Below are 17658 nucleotides of genomic sequence, written 5' to 3' on the forward strand. Positions count from 1 at the left end.
TCGGTGAGTCGCGTCCCGCTACGTCTGGCCATCGTCGAGGCAACCCGCGTCCTGACCGAGGCCGGCGTCCCCAGCCCGCGGGTCGACGCCGAGTTGCTCGCCGCGCATCTGCTGTCGGTTCCCCGCGGGCGGCTCGGCCTGACCCCGTTGGTGGAGCCCGAGGTCGCCGAGGCCTACCGTGCGACCGTCGCGCAGCGTGCGAAGCGAATTCCGTTGCAGCACATCATCGGAACGTCGTCACTGGGGGAGATCGACGTCGAGGTGGGCCCCGGGGTGTTCGTCCCCCGCCCGGAGACGGAACTGTTGCTCGCCTGGGCACTCGCGTTCCTCGAGTCCGCCGGGCGGCATCCGCCCGTCGTCCTCGACCTGTGCACCGGAAGCGGCGCACTCGCCCTCGCGATCGCCCACGCTCGCCCGGACGCCGTGGTGCACGCGGTGGAGAAGGATCCGCACGCGTTGGCGTGGGCGCGGCGCAACGCCGACCTGCGGGCGTCGGACGGCGACACTCCCGTGCATCTGCATCACGGTGACGTGACCGAGAGGACGGTGCTCACGGAGCTCGACGGCACCGTCGACCTGGTCGTGGCGAACCCGCCCTACGTGCCGACGAGTGCGCGGCTCGATCCCGAGGTGATCGACCACGATCCGCACGTCGCGCTGTTCGGTGGCCCGGACGGGCTGTCCGTCATCGAGCCGATGATCGCGAACATCGCGCGGTGGTTGCGGATCGACGGGGGAGTGGGCATCGAGCACGACGACTCGCACGGAGACCGGGTGGTCGCCCTCCTGGAGGGGCGAGCGGTGTTCGGAGACGTGTCCCAGCATCGGGATCTCGCGGACCGCCCACGCTTCGTCGTCGCTCGTCGGCAGCGCCGGATCACCTAGGACGCGAGATCGCGCCACCGCTGCGCAGGCGTGCCGTGCACGCAGTGGCAAGATGGGCCGGGTGTCCACCGTCTACGACTGCTCCGATTCCGCCTCTCGCGCGGCAGGTCTCGATGCCGCCAAGCGTGCGCTGTCGTCCGGCCGACTGGTCGTGATGCCCACCGACACCGTGTACGGGCTGGCCGCGGACGCCTTCGACAGCAGCGCCGTCACGGATCTGCTCCGCGCAAAGGGGCGCGGCCGCGACATGCCGGTGCCGGTGCTCGTCGGGTCCTGGCACACGATCGACGGCCTCGTGCTGGGAGTGCGGCAGGCGGCGCGCGATCTCATCCGCGCGTTCTGGCCCGGAGCCCTGAGTCTCGTCGTGCACCAGGCGCCGTCGCTCGCGTGGGACCTCGGCGACGCCCGCGGCACCGTCATGCTCCGCATGCCGCTGCATCCGGTGGCTCTCGAACTGCTGCGCGAGGTGGGCCCCCTGGCCGTCTCGAGTGCGAACATCTCCGGCCGCCCGCCCGCCGTCACGGCGGAGGACGCCCGCGTACAGCTCGGCGGGTCCGCGGCCGTGTATCTCGACGGCGGTCCGGCCGAGCACGCGCTCGCGTCGACGATCGTCGACCTGACGGGGGACACCCCGCGCATTCTCCGCGTCGGCGCGGTCTCGACGAGCGAGATCGCCGAGGTCCTCGGCGTGACCGCCGAGTCGCTCGTCGCCGGAAGCGCCTGACGAATGCCGCACTCGGCTCCGCCGCGGGAGTCACCGTGGTGACGGCCGTGCCCGCGCACGCGAGTGCGCTCCTGGCGCAGTCGGACGGAGGCGCCGGTGTCCCCATCCGCGAGCTTCTTCTCGTCATGCTCACGGCAGCGGTGGTGACGTTCCTGGTCACCGGAGCCGTCCGGCTCGGCGCTCTGCGTTTCGGCGCGGTGGCCGTACCGCGTGAGCGCGACGTCCACGTCACCCCGACGCCCCGGCTCGGGGGTATCGGCATCTACCTGGGGCTGCTCGTCGCGCTGCCCTTCGCGCAGAAGTTGCCGGCCCTCACCCGAGGGTTCGAATTCACCACGGACGTCCAGGCGGCCCTGGTCTCCGGGTTCATCATCATGGCCGTGGGTGTGGTCGACGACCGGTGGGGCCTGGACGCGCTGACCAAGTTCGCCGGTCAGGTCACCGCGGCCGGTGTCCTGGTGCTGATGGGCGTCAGCTGGTACCTGCTGTATCTGCCGTGGGGCGAGGGGTCGACGCTGATCCTGGACCAGCTGCAGGCGGGTCTCGTCACCGTGCTCATCGCCGTGGTCATGATCAACGCGATGAACTTCATCGACGGTCTCGACGGCCTCGCCGCGGGCGTCGGCCTGATCGCCGCGGTGGCCATCTGTCTGTTCTCCGTCGGACTGCTCCACGAGCAGGGCGGTGACGTCAGCGCCTACCCGCCCGCGATGATCGCCGCGGCCCTCGCCGGTGCGTGCCTGGGGTTCCTGCCGCACAACTTCCAGCCGGCGCGCATCTTCATGGGCGACTCGGGTTCCATGGTCATCGGCCTCATGCTCGCCACCGTCGCGACCAGTGCGTCCGGACGTATCGGGCTCAGTGCCTACGGCACGCGGGACCTCCTGGGTCTGCTGACCCCGTTGCTGCTGGTGGGCGCGATCATGTTCATCCCGATCCTCGACCTGCTGCTCGCGATCGTGCGTCGCACGCGTGCAGGCCGCAGCCCCTTCAGCCCGGACAAGATGCACCTGCATCACCGTCTGCTCCAGATCGGTCACTCGCATCGCCGCGTGGTGCTGCTCATCTACTTGTGGGTCGGTGTGCTCGCGTTCGGGGCGGTCGGCGCGTCCCTGTTCGATCGCCGCCTCGTGGTGCTGCTGCTCGCCGGCGGGCTCGTCTTCGCCCTGGTGGTCACCGCGGTGCCGTCGTTCCGGGATCCGGGCCGCCGGTAACCTGCGTGTCGTGACCTTCTCGCCCGCACCGATCCCGTCCTCCACCGCACCGCTCCGCGCCGCCGTCCGGTACGGCGTCATCGCCCTGCTCGGCCTCGCCGTGGTCGCCGCGATCATCGCGCTGCTCGTCGCCGGCCTCGAGGGTCTGTGGGGCGCGCTGCTCGGGTCCGCGGTCGGTGGTCTGTTCATCCTCGCCACCGCCGCATCCGTCCTGTTCTCGGCCAAGTTGCCGCCGACCGCGGTCGGGGCCGTCCTGCTGGGCGGGTGGATCGTGAAGATGCTGATCGCGGTGATCGTGCTGGGACTGCTGCGGGGGATGGACTTCTACAACCGCCCGACACTGGGCATCGTGGTGCTCGCGTCCCTGGTCATCGTCCTGGGTGCCGAGATGTACGGCATCTTCCGGCAGCGTGTTCCGTACGTCGATTCCCCCGCGGGCGACCCCGACTCGGACGTTCAGTAGTACGACATTTTGTAGTAGTGTCGTCCGCGGAGCGACCCCCGACACAACTCAGCGTGTTGTGTTGATAAAGTTCCTTTCGAGCGAGGGCTTACCGGGCGTAACGGACACATCGCGCCGCCCGGAACCGTCTTTGCAGGTGATCGACGTCACCGAAGCTGTTTCTCGTAGTCCACGCCATGTGAGAGTGTGTACCGCGACGAAGCGTCCGTTTCGAGACGTCGCGTCACCGAGTCGACGAAGTCGCCGACACCCGACAGACGCGGGACCGTGAGCACGGTCCGACGCGGCTGACGACTACTCGAGCCGACCCGAGTCGACTTGTAGATCGTCCTAGCTCGATCGTGCCCGAATGCCATATGTCCGATCGAACCGCGGGTGTCCTTCGCCTGCGGCCGAACACGGGAGAGACCGCTGAGCGTCACCAACTTGGCCGCGGAGTTCCATCCGCCGTCACTGTCCGACTTTTTCCCACCGGCCATCCTGTTCGAGGGCACCCCGTTCGAGCTCGACCGGCTGATGCTGGTCCGCATCATCATGACGGTCGTTCTTCTCGCGTTCTTCAGCCTCGCGATGCGCAGCCCGAAGATCGTGCCCCGCGGTATCCAGAACGTCGGTGAGCTCGCACTGGGCTTCGTCAAGGATCAGATCGCAGACGAGGTTCTCGGCAAGGAGCAGGGCAAGCGCTTCCTGCCCGTCATCGCGACCATCTTCTTCGCGGTGCTGTTCCTCAACTTCTCGGGTGTCATCCCCTTCATCAACATCTCGTCGAATGCCCGAGTGGGCATGCCGATCGTGTTGGCGGCCCTCGCGTACGTCGTCTTCAACTACGTCGGTATCAAGAAGTACGGGTTCTTCAAGTACGTGAAGAGCAGCATCGTCGTTCCGAACGTGCCGATCGCGCTGCACCTGCTGCTGATCCCCATCGAGTTCATCTCGACGTTCATCCTGCGGCCCTTCACGCTGACCGTGCGACTCATGGCCAACATGCTCGCCGGCCACATCATGCTGGTGCTGTTCTTCAGCGCGACGCAGTTCTTCTTCTTCGAGGCGGCGACCGGCATGAAGGTGTTCGGCCTGTTCTCGCTCGTCGCGGGATTCGGCTTCACGCTGTTCGAGCTGCTGGTCATCTTCCTGCAGGCCTACGTGTTCGCGCTGCTGACGGCGGTCTACATCGACCTCGCCCTGCACGCCGACTCGCACTGACCCACCCACCGACTCTCCAGCCACCAGACAGACCTGACCCGCTGCCGACCGGTCGTGGGCAACAGAAAGGGAACACATCACAATGAGCCTCACCTACCTCGCGCAGGAAGCACAGGAAGTCACCGGCGCAGGCTACGGAGCCATCGGCTACGGCCTCGCGGCCATCGGCCCCGGCATCGGCGTGGGCATCGTGGTCGGTAAGGCCATCGAGGGCATCGCGCGTCAGCCCGAGCTCGCCGGCCAGATCCGCACCAACATGTTCCTCGGTATCGCATTCACCGAGGCCCTCGCGCTGATCGGCCTCGTCGCCGGCTTCATTTTCTGATCGCCATGTCGACATTCGCAGTCCTCGCAGCAGCGGAGGGGGAAGAGGACATCAATCCTCTCCTCCCCGCGACCTACGACATCGTCTGGTCTGCGGTCTGCATCGCCGTCATCGGGTTCTTCTTCTGGAAGTTCGTGCTCCCGCGATTCCAGACGGTGCTCTCCGAGCGGTCCGAGAAGATCGAAGGCGGGATCAAGCGCGCCGAAGAGGCACAGGCCGAAGCCAAGGAGGCGCTCGAGCAGTACCGCGCCCAGTTGGCCGACGCACGCCAGGAAGCCGCCAAGATCCGTGAAGACGCACGCACCCAGGGTCAGCAGATCCTCGCGGAGATGAAGACCAGTGCACAGGCGGAGAGCGACCGCATCGTGGCCTCCGGTCACCAGCAGCTCGCGGCTCAGCGTCAGCAGATCGTCACCGAACTGCGTGCCGATCTGGGCCGTACGGCTGTCGAGCTGGCCGAGAAGGTCATCGGCGAGCAGCTGTCCGACGACGTCAAGCGTGCCGGCACGATCGATCGTTTCCTCGACGAACTCGATTCTGTCGGCGCAGATTCCGCTAGCGGGAAGTGAGCACCATGTACGCAGCGAGTCGTGAAGCCCTCGCCGAGGCCCGCACCGTCCTGACGGCCGAGCTCGATGCGGCGTCGGATGCGACGTCGGCTGCCGCCGGCGCCGGATCCGACCTCTTCGGGGTCGTGTCGGTGCTCGACGGACAGCGTCCACTGCGCGCCGCACTCGCGGACGCGTCGGCTGCTCCGGACGCGCGACGCGCGCTCGCGGGCCGCCTGTTCGACGGCAAGATCGGTGCAGCGGCCACCGCCGCACTGCAGGCCGCCGTCGCACAGAACTGGTCGTCGGCCCGTGACCTCACCGACTCGCTCGTACTCCTGGGCCGTGAGGCACTTCTGCGCGCGGCGCAGGACCAGGATCAGTTGGGCACCGTGGAGGACGAGCTGTTCCGTCTCGGCCGCATCATCGCCGGCGATCCTGCCCTGGAGCAGGCGCTGTCCGATCGAAGCAAGCCCGCCGAGGCGTCGGGATCGCTCCTGTCGACGTTGCTCTACGGCAAGGTCACCGCGATCACCGAGGCCCTGGCGATCCAGGCCGTCGGCCGACTGAAGGGTGCTGCACCGGCATCCGTGTTCGGCGAACTGTCCGCACTCGCGGCCACTCGTCGTGACAAGGAGGTCGCTCACGTCCGCAGCAGCACCGAGCTGAGCGACGATCAGATCTCTCGGCTCACGTCCAGGCTGGAAGGTATCTACGGCAAGTCCGTGACCGTCCACGTGGAGGTGGACCGGGAACTGCTGAGCGGACTGGTCGTCCGTGTCGGCGACGAGGTCATCGACGGCAGTGGTGCGGGTCGTCTCGCCTCCCTGAGGAAGTCGCTCCGGTGAGCGGTACGCATCGCAGCACCCGAGTTCTGTAGCAAGCCCAGTTCGGTAACAAGCCCCACCCCGCGTTTCGGACGTCGACCGCACAGCCGGTCCGGCCACGAAACACCAGACAGTGAGAGCAGGAAAACATGGCGGAGTTGACGATCTCCTCCGACGAGATCCGTAGCGCGATCGAGAGCTACACAGCGAACTACGCACCGGAGTCCTCTCGTGAAGAGGTCGGTCTGGTGTCCGACACGAGCGATGGAATCGCTCACGTGACGGGCCTCCCGTCCGCGATGTCGAACGAGCTGCTGGAGTTCCCCGGCGGCATCCTCGGCGTGGCACTGAACCTCGACGACCGTGAGATCGGTGCCGTCATCCTCGGTGACTACGAGCACATCGAGGAAGGCCAGGAAGTCAAGCGCACCGGCGAGGTCCTCTCGGTCCCCGTCGGCGACAACTTCCTCGGACGCGTCATCGACCCGCTGGGCAAGCCCATCGACGGTCTCGGTGACATCGAGTCGAACGAACAGCGTGTCCTGGAGCTCCAGGCGGCATCGGTGCTCGAGCGCCAGCCCGTCGAGGAGCCCCTCGCGACCGGCATCACCGCCATCGACGCCCTGACGGCCATCGGCCGCGGCCAGCGTCAGCTGATCATCGGCGACCGCAAGACAGGCAAGACCGCCGTCTGCGTCGACGCCATCATCAACCAGAAGGCGAACTGGGAGACCGGCGACGCCGACAAGCAGGTGCGCTGCATCTACGTCGCCATCGGCCAGAAGGGTTCGACCATCGCGGGCGTCAAGTCCGCTCTGGACGAGCACGGCGCCATGGAGTACACGACCATCGTCGCCGCTCCCGCGTCCGACTCGGCCGGCTTCAAGTGGCTCGCCCCGTACACCGGTTCGGCCCTCGGCCAGCACTGGATGTACCAGGGCAAGCACGTCCTCATCGTGTTCGACGACCTGACCAAGCAGGCCGAGGCGTATCGCACCATCTCGCTGCTGCTGCGTCGCCCGCCGGGCCGCGAGGCGTACCCCGGTGACGTCTTCTACCTGCACTCCCGTCTGCTCGAGCGGTGCGCGAAGCTGTCCGACGAGCTCGGTGGCGGTTCGATGACGGGTCTGCCGCTGATCGAGACCAAGGCCAACGACATCTCGGCCTTCATCCCGACAAACGTCATCTCCATCACCGACGGCCAGGTCTTCCTCGAGTCGGACCTCTTCAACAAGGGTGTCCGTCCCGCTATCAACGTCGGTACCTCGGTGTCCCGAGTCGGTGGCGCGGCGCAGACCAAGGGTCTGAAGAAGGTTGCCGGTTCGCTCCGTCTGGAGATGGCTCAGTTCCGCGAGCTGGAGGCGTTCTCCGCCTTCGCGTCCGACCTCGACGCCGCGTCCAAGGCGCAGCTCGAGCGCGGTGCCCGCTGGGTCGAGCTGCTCAAGCAGGACCAGTACACCCCGGTGTCCGTCGAGGACCAGATCGTCTCGATCTACCTCGTCGACGCCGGCTACTACGACACGGTCCCGGTCGAGGACGTTCGTCGCTTCAACCGCGAGCTCCTCGAGGATCTGCACCGCAACGCGTCGAGCGCCTACGAGGCGATCGCCGGCGGCAAGGTTCTCAAGGACGAGGCCGCCGACGCGATCACGAAGGCGACCGACGAGTTCAAGCAGGGCTTCCTGACGTCCTCGGGCGAGCGGATCGTCAACGAGGCAGAGGCCGACGCGCTCGACAAGGGCGACGTCGACCAGGAGAAGGTCACCGTCACTCGCAAGACTGTCAGCAAGTGATGAGCGGACCCGTGGCACGTCGAACAGGGAGTGAGGTGACAGATGCCCAGCATTCGTGAGCTGCGCTCCCGGATCAGGTCGACCAACTCGATCAAGAAGATCACCAAGGCGCAGGAACTGATCGCGACCTCGCGCATCACCAAGGCGCAGGCCCGCGTCGAGGCGTCGAAGCCGTACGCCACCGAGATCACCAAGGTGCTCTCGGCGTTGGCCAGTGCCTCGGGTTCGCTGGACCATCCGCTGCTCACCGAGCGTGCGGAGCCCAAGCGGGCCGCCGTGCTCGTCGTGACCAGCGACTCGGGTCAGTGTGGTGGCTACAACTCCAACATCCTTCGTGAGGCCGAGGAGCTCCAGCAGCTCCTCAAGTCCGAGGGCAAGGAGCCGGTCATCTACGTTCTGGGCCGAAAGGGCCTGACGTACTACACGTTCCGTGATCGCGACGTCAAGGGCGCGTGGACGGGCTTCTCGCAGCAGCCGGCGTACACCGATGCCGCGAAGGCCGCCAAGCACCTCGTCCAGCTGTTCATGGCGGGGTCCGGCGAGGAGATCGAGGCACCGAACGGCGAGGGCACGGTCGAGGGTGTGGACGAACTCCACATCGTCTACACCACCTTCGTGTCGATGCTGTCGCTCAAGCCGACGGTGCGCCGCATGGCTCCTCTGGAGATCGACTACGACGACGAGGAGATCGAGCTGGGTGCAGACATGCTCAGCGACTCGCCGTCGTCGAAGGAGGTCACCGCGCAGTACGACTTCGAGCCGGAGGCGGACACGCTGTTGTCCGCGCTGCTCCCGAAGTACGTGAGCACCCGCATCTACGCCGCACTGCTCGACGCGGCGGCATCCGAGTCGGCCGCTCGTCGCACCGCGATGAAGGCCGCCACGGACAATGCCAACGATCTGGTCAATGCCCTGTCACGCCAGGCCAACCAGGCACGCCAGGCTCAGATCACCCAGGAAATCAGCGAGATCGTCGGCGGCGTCGACGCGCTTGCCGCGAGCTCAGGAAGAGACTGAACATGACCGCAGCAGTAACCGATAGCACGGGTTCCGGCGCCAAGTCGTCCGAGAACGGGCGCGTCGTGCGCGTCATCGGTCCCGTCGTCGACATCGAGTTCCCCCGTGGATCCATCCCCGCGCTGTTCAACGCGCTGAACGCAGAGATCGAGCTGAAGGCCGTCGCCAAGACGCTGACGCTCGAGGTCGCACAGCACCTCGGTGACAACCTCGTGCGCACCGTGTCGATGCAGCCCACCGACGGCCTCGTCCGCGGCACCCCCGTCGTCGACTCCGGCAAGCCGATCTCGGTTCCCGTCGGTGACGTCGTCAAGGGCCACGTGTTCAACGCCCTCGGCGACTGCCTGGACAGCCCCGGACTCGGCCGTGACGGCGAGCAGTGGGGCATCCACCGCAAGCCCCCGGCCTTCGATCAGCTCGAGGGCAAGACCGAGATCCTCGAGACCGGCATCAAGGTCATCGACCTCCTGACCCCGTACGTCAAGGGCGGAAAGATCGGTCTGTTCGGCGGCGCAGGCGTCGGCAAGACCGTGCTCATCCAGGAGATGATCACCCGTATCGCACGTGAGTTCTCCGGCACGTCGGTGTTCGCCGGCGTCGGTGAGCGCACGCGTGAGGGCACCGACCTCCACCTCGAGATGGAGGAGATGGGCGTTCTGCAGGACACCGCCCTGGTGTTCGGTCAGATGGACGAGCCGCCGGGCACGCGTATGCGCGTCGCCCTCTCGGCTCTCACCATGGCCGAGTACTTCCGCGACGTGCAGAACCAGGACGTGTTGCTCTTCATCGACAACATCTTCCGGTTCACGCAGGCAGGCTCCGAGGTCTCCACTCTCCTCGGCCGCATGCCGTCCGCCGTGGGCTACCAGCCCACCCTCGCCGACGAGATGGGTGAGCTCCAGGAGCGCATCACCTCGACGCGTGGTCGTTCCATCACGTCTCTGCAGGCCATCTATGTGCCCGCCGACGACTACACCGACCCCGCACCGGCGACGACCTTCGCCCACCTCGATGCCACCACCGAGCTGTCGCGTCCGATTTCGCAGAAGGGCATCTACCCTGCTGTCGATCCGCTGACGTCCACCTCGCGCATCCTGGAGGCGTCGATCGTCGGAGACGAGCACTTCCGCGTCGCCAACGAGGTCAAGCGCATCCTGCAGAAGTACAAGGAGCTGCAGGACATCATCGCCATCCTCGGTATGGACGAGCTGTCCGAGGAGGACAAGGTCACGGTCTCCCGTGCCCGTCGTCTGGAGAAGTTCCTCGGCCAGAACTTCATCGTCGCCGAGAAGTTCACCGGTGAAGAGGGTTCGGTCGTGTCGCTGGCCGACACCATCGAGGCGTTCGACAAGGTCACCAAGGGCGAGTACGACCACCTTCCCGAGCAGGCCTTCAACAGCTGCGGTGGACTCGACGACGTCGAGGCCGCAGCCAAGAAGATCTCCGGAAAGTAGTCCGAGATGGCTGAGATGGACGTCGAACTGGTCGCAGTCGAGGAACGCCTGTGGTCGGGAACGGCCACGCTGGTCAGCGCTCAGACCACCGAGGGCGAGATCGGCATCATGGCCGGACACGAGCCGGTTCTCGGTCAGTTGATCGAGGGCGGCACCGTGGCCATCACGACGGGCGACGGTGAACGGCGCGTCGCCGCCGTGCACGGTGGTTTCCTGTCGGTCACCGGCCGGACCGTCACCATCCTCGCCGAGTCCGCCGAGTTCGCGGAGGACATCGACGTCGAGGCTGCGCGGTCCGTTCTGTCCGAGGGCTCCGACGACGAGGAGGCGCTCGCGATCGCACGCGGGCGTGTCCGCGCGGTCGAGCGGGCCTAGGTACACGAGAAGAAGCCGCGGCGGGTTCCGAAGAGATGACGTCCTGGATGACAGTGCTTGTCGTTCTGGTCGTGCTGCTCGGAGGGCTCGCCGCGGCTTTTCTGTATCGGTTGGTGCTTCTCCGCCGCGGGGGCACTGCCGTGATCCTGCGCAGTCTTCCCGCCGCAGCGGGAAGTGGGTGGCGTCACGGCATCGTCCGTTACGGCGAGAACGTGCTCGTGTTCTACAAGCTGTCGAGTCTGCGTCCGGGTCCGGACCGCCGCATGATCCGCCAGACTCTGATCCAGGGCGAGCGGCGCAGTCCGCAGAGCTCCGAGTTCGACATCATGAGTGACGAGACCGCGATCGTCGAACTCGACGCGGGGGACCGCCGCTACGAGATCGCCATGGAGCGTGGCCCGTTCACTGCATTCACATCGTGGCTCGAGTCGAGGCCGTCCGACCGGTCGCAGCGCAACATGCCGGGCAGCGGACCGGCCTGACACGTCGCTCGCTCGGGCCCGTGGTCAGTCGCGCGAACGCTCGCCGCCCGGCTTCCACAGGATGTCGCCGTCCGGGTTGGTGACCCGCCCGAGAATGAACAGCAGATCCGACAGTCGGTTGAGATAGGTCGCCGGCAGCGGCCCCGTCGTCTCGGGATGTGCCTCGACAGCGGCCCACGCTGCCCGCTCCGCCCGTCGCGCGACGGTGCGCGCCTGGTGCAGAAACGCGGAAGCAGCCGTCCCGCCCGGAAGGACGAAGGAGGTCAGCGGCGCGAGAGTGTCGTTGAACTCGTCGCACCACGTCTCGAGCCGCGTGACGTACTCCGGCGTGACGCGCAGCGGTGGGTACTTCGGGTTCTCCTGGATCGGAGTCGACAGGTCGGCTCCGGCATCGAACAGATCGTTCTGGATCCGGCGCAACACCGTCGCCACGCCCTCGGGCGGTGATCCGACCGCCAACACCAGTCCGAGAGCAGCGTTCAGTTCGTCGCACTCCGCGTAGGCCACGACCCTCGGGTCGTTCTTCGAGACGCGGGAGAAGTCGCTGAGACCCGTCGTCCCGTCGTCGCCGGTACGGGTGTAGATCGAGGTCAGGTGAACCGCCATGGATCAACCCTACTGGCAGTCGGCCGATGCTCTGATCGACGACCGATGCCTCTACTGTTGACGTCGTGAGTGAACGTTTCCTGGTCACCGGCGGTAGTCGTCTCTCCGGCGACGTGTCGGTCGGTGGGGCGAAGAACAGCGTGCTGAAGTTGATGGCCGCGGCGCTGCTCGCCGAGGGCACGACCACCCTCACCAACTGCCCCGACATTCTCGATGTCCCCCTCATGGCCGACGTTCTCCGTGGGCTGGGGTGCGACGTCGAACTCGAGGGGGATGCCGTGCGCATCACCACCCCCGCAGAGCCGAAGTATCACGCCGACTTCGCGGCGGTACGCCAGTTCCGTGCGTCGGTGTGCGTCCTGGGACCGCTGGTCGCGCGGTGTCGCAAGGCCGTGGTGGCACTGCCCGGCGGCGACGCCATCGGCTCGCGTCCGCTCGACATGCACCAGTCGGGTCTCCGCCTGCTCGGCGCGCACAGCGAGATCGAGCACGGGTGTGTGGTCGCGACAGCGGAGAAGCTGCACGGCGCGACGATCCGGCTGGCCTTCCCGTCCGTGGGCGCGACCGAGAACATCCTGATGGCGGCGGTGCTGGCCGACGGCGAGACCGTGATCGACAACGCTGCCCGCGAGCCGGACATCGCCGATCTGTGCGCGATGCTGAACAAGATGGGTGCTCGCGTCGAGGGTGCCGGAACTCCGACGCTGACCATCATCGGTGTCCCCAGCCTGAAGCCCACCGAACACCGCGTCATCGGTGATCGCATCGTGGCCGCGACGTGGGGCATCGCCGCGGCGATGACCTGTGGCGATGTCACGGTGTCGGGGGTCAATCCCAAGCACCTCACCCTCGTGCTCAACAAGCTGAAGGCGGCCGGCAGCACCGTCACCCTGCGCCCGGACGGATTCCGCGTCGTGCAGGAGGAACGACCGGTGGCCGTCAACTTCGCCACGCTCCCGTTCCCCGGGTTCCCGACAGACCTGCAGCCCATGGCGATCGGCCTCGCCTCGGTGGCCAACGGCACGTCGATGATCACCGAGAACGTCTTCGAGGCCCGGTTCCGCTTCGTCGAGGAGATGATCCGGCTCGGTGCCGACGCGCGAACGGACGGCCACCACGCGGTGGTCCGCGGAGTGTCGCGGCTGTCGAGTGCACCGGTCTGGTCCTCGGACATCCGCGCGGGCGCCGGTCTCGTGCTCGCCGGCCTCGTGGCCGACGGCACCACCGAGGTGCACGACGTTTATCACATCGACCGCGGTTACCCGCGGTTCGTCGAGCAGTTGCAGGATCTCGGCGGAGACATCGAACGCGTGCAGTGACGCTCGCGCCGCTGCACGTCAGTCGCCGTGGCGTCGGAGTTCGTCGACCAGAACGGTGAGTGCCGTTCGGAGCTCCGTGTCGGTCAGTCGGCCGTAGCCGATCACCAACCCGCCCACGTCGGTGTGCGATCGAGTGGACAGCGCGACGGTCGGTACTTCGATTCCGCGGTGTGCTGCGCCGCGGGCGACCGCCTCCGCTCGTCTCGGCGACAGGACGAGTGTCGTGTGCATACCCGCGCCCAGGCCACGGAGTTCACCGAACGGCGACAGCGAATCCCGTACTGCCGCATCGCGATCGCGGTAGCGCCGACGCGCCGCTCGGACCGTGCGATCCCACTCGCCGTCGTCGAGCAGTGACGTCATCGCCGAGCACAGGGGTGTCGACGGGAAGTCGCCCGTGGCCAGGCGGTGGTCGAGTACCGGCCGGACGAGGTACGACGGCAGCACCATCCACCCGAGTCGCACGCCTGCGCCCAGGGTCTTGGCGATGGTGCCGAGGTAGACGACGCGATCCGGATCAAGGTGCGCCAAGGCGGGGAGCGGCGCGACGTCGTAGCGGTACTCGGAGTCGTAGTCGTCCTCGACGACGACGGTGTCGGTGCTCTGAGCATGGGCGATGAGAGCGGCACGACGTCCCACGTCGAGGGTTCCGCCGGTGGGGTACTGGTGAGACGGTGTCACGTACACGGCGCGTGTGGTCTCGGGCGTGGACGCGAGCGTGTCGACCCTCATGCCGCCGGCGTCCACGGGGACGTCGTACAGGTCCCAGCCCATCGCCATCGCCGCCGACGCCGCAGTCCGATATCCCGGATCCTCCATCGCCAGAACAGGTCTCGGTTCCGGACGGTCCGCGCGCATCGCCGCGAGTGCCAGAGTCAGCCCATGGGTGGCACCCGTCGTCACGACCACGCGATCGGGATCGACGCTCATTCCGCGCGCGCGGCCGAGCAGCGAACACACGCTGCGGCGAAGATGGACGGGCCCCGCCGGATCGGGGTAACCGGGGGGAGCGGGCTCCGTGCCGGCGATGCGCCACGCCCGCCGCCATGCCGCGGTCGCCGAGGGCGGTGTCCAGGGGATGCCCGGTCGAAGCGCGAGCGTGGGGGGAGCGCTGTCCGCCTCTGCGCGTGGACGCGCGTCGGACACGGCGGCGGTGGTCGGTGTGACGGACCGCAGGTCGGGGGAGACGAACGTGCCGGATCCGGCGCGGCCCTCGATCCATCCCTCTGCGGCGAGCTGGTCGAAGGCCTGATCGGCGACGCCACGGGAGACCGACAGCTCTGCGGCCAGCGATCGGGTCGACGGGAGACGATCGCCGGCGACCAGAAGTCCGTCGACGATGGCGGTGCGTAGTGCGTCGGCGATCTGCAACGGGAGTGGACGCGTCGAGGATCGGTCCACGGAGAGTGGTAACGCGTGTGAGGCCATGACGTCGATGCCTTCCCGCTGGTCGAAGTGGTCCAGCCGAACAGTATCGAAGTGGACCGTGACGGCGGACCACTTCGTTCCGCACACTGATTCGCATGACGATGCACGATGCCCATGGCCGGCGGCCCGACACCTCGTCGACGGCGACAGCTCTCTCCCCGACACTCCGAACGACGTTGCGAAGCAACCGAGCTCGCGCCCAGGCGGATCGCGCTGCTCTGACGGACGTGCTCGACGCCGCACAGCTCTGTCACCTCGGAGTGGTGGTGCAGGGAAGTCCCCTCGTCGTTCCGACTGCGTTCGCCTACGACCTGGACGGTCCCGATGCCGAAGGGACGTTGTACCTCCACGGCTCGGTGGCCGCGACGACCCTGGGTGCTCCCGGTGACGTCTGCGTGAGCATCACGGTGCTGGACGGGCTGGTGCTGGCGCGCTCCGCGTTCCATCACTCGATGAACTACCGGAGTGCCGTGGTGCGGGGGACACCCCGTGTCGTGGACGACGAGGGCGAGCGCGCCGTCGCACTCGATCTCATCGTGAACAAGCTGGTCCCCGGCCGAACCGATGTGGTCAGGGCCAACACTCGTAAGGAGCTGGCCGCGACTCGCGTGGTGGCACTACCGCTGTACGAGGCGTCGGTGAAGGCACGGTCGGGCGGACCGAACGACGACGAGGGGGACATCGCCGCCGGGGGAGTGTGGGCCGGCGTCCTCCCGTTGACGACGCAGGTCGGCGAACCTGTCCCGGCGCCCGATCTGGACGAGATCGGCGCGGCATCCCCACCGATGTGAGCGGCGTCATAGTCGGACTGTCGCTCCAGGGTGAGCGGGCGCGGGCCCCGACATACGCGTTGACCTGGGCAGACGCCGCGTGGACCGCGGAACACCTGCCGATTTGCATGGAGCGGTCCGCAGGCGTAGCTTTCTTCGAGTCAGAGCGACACGGACACCGACCGAAGGCCTTCAGGGGCTGGGCGAACGAGGTGGGACGGAGTCGCATGGCCGATCGGACAGAAAAGGTTCGCCTGCACCTCGTGTAGGCTGAGCGTACAGTCCATCTTCCTGATCTACGTGGTGCCTGGTGTTTGACTGGGGTGTTGCGGTGTGGTTAGGCTGGAACGGTTGCCCCGGATCCTCCCGCCTTCTGGTGGGTGGTGGTGGTGTGTGCGTGTTCTTTGAGAACTCAACAGTGTGTCGATGAATGTCAGTGCCAATATTTTGTTTTGGTTTGCTGGTTCTTCTCCTTCTTCCCGTCGGGGAGGGACCGGTTCTTTTTTGTCAGCAATGGAGTTATTGCTGGCGTGAGTTTTATGGCTGGATTTGGCTCTCTAGTTTTGATTGACTCTGCCTTTCTAGGGTGGGGTTGATAAGAGTCTTCAACGGAGAGTTTGATCCTGGCTCAGGACGAACGCTGGCGGCGTGCTTAACACATGCAAGTCGAACGGTAAGGCCCTTCGGGGTACACGAGTGGCGAACGGGTGAGTAACACGTGGGTGATCTGCCCTGCACTTCGGGATAAGCCCGGGAAACTGGGTCTAATACCGGATAGTACTGCGCGGTGCATGCCGTGTGGTGGAAAGATTTATCGGTGCAGGATGGGCCCGCGGCCTATCAGCTTGTTGGTGGGGTAATGGCCTACCAAGGCGACGACGGGTAGCCGGCCTGAGAGGGCGACCGGCCACACTGGGACTGAGACACGGCCCAGACTCCTACGGGAGGCAGCAGTGGGGAATATTGCACAATGGGCGCAAGCCTGATGCAGCGACGCCGCGTGAGGGATGACGGCCTTCGGGTTGTAAACCTCTTTCAGCAGGGACGAAGCGCAAGTGACGGTACCTGCAGAAGAAGCACCGGCCAACTACGTGCCAGCAGCCGCGGTAATACGTAGGGTGCAAGCGTTGTCCGGAATTACTGGGCGTAAAGAGCTCGTAGGCGGTTTGTCGCGTCGTCTGTGAAAACCAGCAGCTCAACTGTTGGCTTGCAGGCGATACGGGCAGACTTGAGTATTTCAGGGGAGACTGGAATTCCTGGTGTAGCGGTGAAATGCGCAGATATCAGGAGGAACACCGGTGGCGAAGGCGGGTCTCTGGGAAATAACTGACGCTGAGGAGCGAAAGCGTGGGTAGCGAACAGGATTAGATACCCTGGTAGTCCACGCCGTAAACGGTGGGCGCTAGGTGTGGGTTTCCTTCCACGGGATCCGTGCCGTAGCTAACGCATTAAGCGCCCCGCCTGGGGAGTACGGCCGCAAGGCTAAAACTCAAAGGAATTGACGGGGGCCCGCACAAGCGGCGGAGCATGTGGATTAATTCGATGCAACGCGAAGAACCTTACCTGGGTTTGACATACACCGGAAAGCCGTAGAGATACGGCCCCCCTTGTGGTCGGTGTACAGGTGGTGCATGGCTGTCGTCAGCTCGTGTCGTGAGATGTTGGGTTAAGTCCCGCAACGAGCGCAACCCTTGTCCTGTGTTGCCAGCGGATTATGCCGGGGACTCGCAGGAGACTGCCGGGGTCAACTCGGAGGAAGGTGGGGACGACGTCAAGTCATCATGCCCCTTATGTCCAGGGCTTCACACATGCTACAATGGCCGGTACAGAGGGCTGCGATACCGTGAGGTGGAGCGAATCCCTTAAAGCCGGTCTCAGTTCGGATCGGGGTCTGCAACTCGACCCCGTGAAGTCGGAGTCGCTAGTAATCGCAGATCAGCAACGCTGCGGTGAATACGTTCCCGGGCCTTGTACACACCGCCCGTCACGTCATGAAAGTCGGTAACACCCGAAGCCGGTGGCCTAACCCCTTGTGGGAGGGAGCCGTCGAAGGTGGGATCGGCGATTGGGACGAAGTCGTAACAAGGTAGCCGTACCGGAAGGTGCGGCTGGATCACCTCCTTTCTAAGGAGCACATCTCGGGGCAGTACCACCCACACAGGTGGGAGGGAACCCCCGCAGAGACCACGCCGACCACATTCGTTGGTCGGGTGGACGCTCATGGG

The 17658-nt window shown here is 66.3% G+C and carries 17 protein-coding genes and 1 rRNA gene; 16 read left to right on the plus strand and 2 right to left on the minus strand.

Annotated features, from left to right (window positions below):
* Window positions 1-3: 3 nt before the first annotated feature.
* The 13 genes from prmC to OG947_RS16775 all read left to right on the plus strand — a co-directional run bounded on the left by prmC (window position 4) and on the right by OG947_RS16775 (window position 11310).
* Window positions 4-885, plus strand: coding sequence for a peptide chain release factor N(5)-glutamine methyltransferase (prmC, locus tag OG947_RS16715; RefSeq protein ID WP_056448594.1), 882 nt, complete (start codon window positions 4-6; stop codon window positions 883-885).
* A gap of 61 nt (window positions 886-946) precedes the next feature.
* Window positions 947-1609, plus strand: coding sequence for an L-threonylcarbamoyladenylate synthase (locus tag OG947_RS16720; RefSeq protein ID WP_027507224.1), 663 nt, complete (start codon window positions 947-949; stop codon window positions 1607-1609).
* A 125-nt stretch (window positions 1610-1734) separates the two neighbouring features.
* Window positions 1735-2823, plus strand: coding sequence for a glycosyltransferase family 4 protein (locus OG947_RS16725; RefSeq protein WP_328814051.1), 1089 nt, complete (start codon window positions 1735-1737; stop codon window positions 2821-2823).
* A 1-nt stretch (window position 2824) separates the two neighbouring features.
* A complete protein-coding gene (locus OG947_RS16730; RefSeq protein WP_328814052.1) occupies window positions 2825-3286 on the plus strand; it encodes a hypothetical protein in 462 nt (153 codons plus the stop codon).
* Window positions 3287-3763: 477 nt separating this feature from the next.
* Window positions 3764-4489, plus strand: a complete 726-nt coding sequence (gene atpB, locus OG947_RS16735) for a F0F1 ATP synthase subunit A (RefSeq protein ID WP_037187440.1) — start codon at window positions 3764-3766, stop codon at window positions 4487-4489.
* An 82-nt stretch (window positions 4490-4571) separates the two neighbouring features.
* Window positions 4572-4814, plus strand: coding sequence for an ATP synthase F0 subunit C (locus OG947_RS16740; protein WP_027507220.1), 243 nt, complete (start codon window positions 4572-4574; stop codon window positions 4812-4814).
* A gap of 5 nt (window positions 4815-4819) precedes the next feature.
* Window positions 4820-5383, plus strand: coding sequence for a F0F1 ATP synthase subunit B (locus OG947_RS16745; protein ID WP_027507219.1), 564 nt, complete (start codon window positions 4820-4822; stop codon window positions 5381-5383).
* Window positions 5380-6210, plus strand: coding sequence for a F0F1 ATP synthase subunit delta (locus OG947_RS16750; protein WP_200933823.1), 831 nt, complete (start codon window positions 5380-5382; stop codon window positions 6208-6210). The genes OG947_RS16745 and OG947_RS16750 overlap by 4 nt, the downstream gene beginning before the upstream one ends.
* A 128-nt stretch (window positions 6211-6338) precedes the next feature.
* Complete coding sequence (atpA, locus tag OG947_RS16755) at window positions 6339-7982, plus strand: F0F1 ATP synthase subunit alpha (protein ID WP_027507217.1); 1644 nt, start codon at window positions 6339-6341, stop codon at window positions 7980-7982.
* A gap of 42 nt (window positions 7983-8024) precedes the next feature.
* On the plus strand, window positions 8025-8999 hold the full coding sequence (locus OG947_RS16760) for a F0F1 ATP synthase subunit gamma (protein ID WP_027507216.1): 975 nt from the start codon (window positions 8025-8027) through the stop codon (window positions 8997-8999).
* 2 nt (window positions 9000-9001) lie between these two features.
* Window positions 9002-10453 carry a F0F1 ATP synthase subunit beta gene (gene atpD, locus OG947_RS16765; RefSeq protein ID WP_027507215.1) on the plus strand — a complete coding sequence of 484 codons (1452 nt, stop codon included), beginning with the start codon at window positions 9002-9004 and terminating at the stop codon, window positions 10451-10453.
* A gap of 6 nt (window positions 10454-10459) precedes the next feature.
* Window positions 10460-10828: a F0F1 ATP synthase subunit epsilon gene (locus tag OG947_RS16770; RefSeq protein WP_027507214.1), complete on the plus strand. Its 369-nt coding sequence runs from the start codon at window positions 10460-10462 to the stop codon at window positions 10826-10828.
* A 47-nt stretch (window positions 10829-10875) separates the two neighbouring features.
* Window positions 10876-11310: a DUF2550 domain-containing protein gene (locus tag OG947_RS16775; protein WP_231476479.1), complete on the plus strand. Its 435-nt coding sequence runs from the start codon at window positions 10876-10878 to the stop codon at window positions 11308-11310.
* Between the two features lie 24 nt (window positions 11311-11334).
* Here OG947_RS16775 and OG947_RS16780 read toward each other — a convergent pair whose 3' ends face one another.
* Window positions 11335-11916, minus strand: a complete 582-nt coding sequence (locus OG947_RS16780) for a cob(I)yrinic acid a,c-diamide adenosyltransferase (protein ID WP_328812404.1) — start codon at window positions 11914-11916, stop codon at window positions 11335-11337.
* A gap of 65 nt (window positions 11917-11981) precedes the next feature.
* Between OG947_RS16780 and murA the strand changes: the two genes are divergently transcribed.
* Window positions 11982-13235, plus strand: a complete 1254-nt coding sequence (gene murA, locus OG947_RS16785) for a UDP-N-acetylglucosamine 1-carboxyvinyltransferase (protein WP_027507211.1) — start codon at window positions 11982-11984, stop codon at window positions 13233-13235.
* 18 nt (window positions 13236-13253) lie between these two features.
* Here murA and pdxR read toward each other — a convergent pair whose 3' ends face one another.
* Complete coding sequence (gene pdxR / locus OG947_RS16790; protein WP_328812405.1) at window positions 13254-14663, minus strand: MocR-like pyridoxine biosynthesis transcription factor PdxR; 1410 nt, start codon at window positions 14661-14663, stop codon at window positions 13254-13256.
* Window positions 14664-14758: 95 nt separating this feature from the next.
* Here pdxR and OG947_RS16795 point away from each other — a divergent pair, with 95 nt between their 5' ends.
* Window positions 14759-15454: a pyridoxamine 5'-phosphate oxidase family protein gene (locus OG947_RS16795; RefSeq protein ID WP_328812406.1), complete on the plus strand. Its 696-nt coding sequence runs from the start codon at window positions 14759-14761 to the stop codon at window positions 15452-15454.
* Window positions 15455-16038: 584 nt separating this feature from the next.
* A 16S ribosomal RNA gene (locus OG947_RS16800) occupies window positions 16039-17557 on the plus strand.
* Window positions 17558-17658 lie beyond the last annotated feature (101 nt).

It is taken from the genome of Rhodococcus sp. NBC_00297, assembly GCF_036173065.1.
Taxonomy (GTDB): Bacteria; Actinomycetota; Actinomycetes; order Mycobacteriales; family Mycobacteriaceae; genus Rhodococcoides.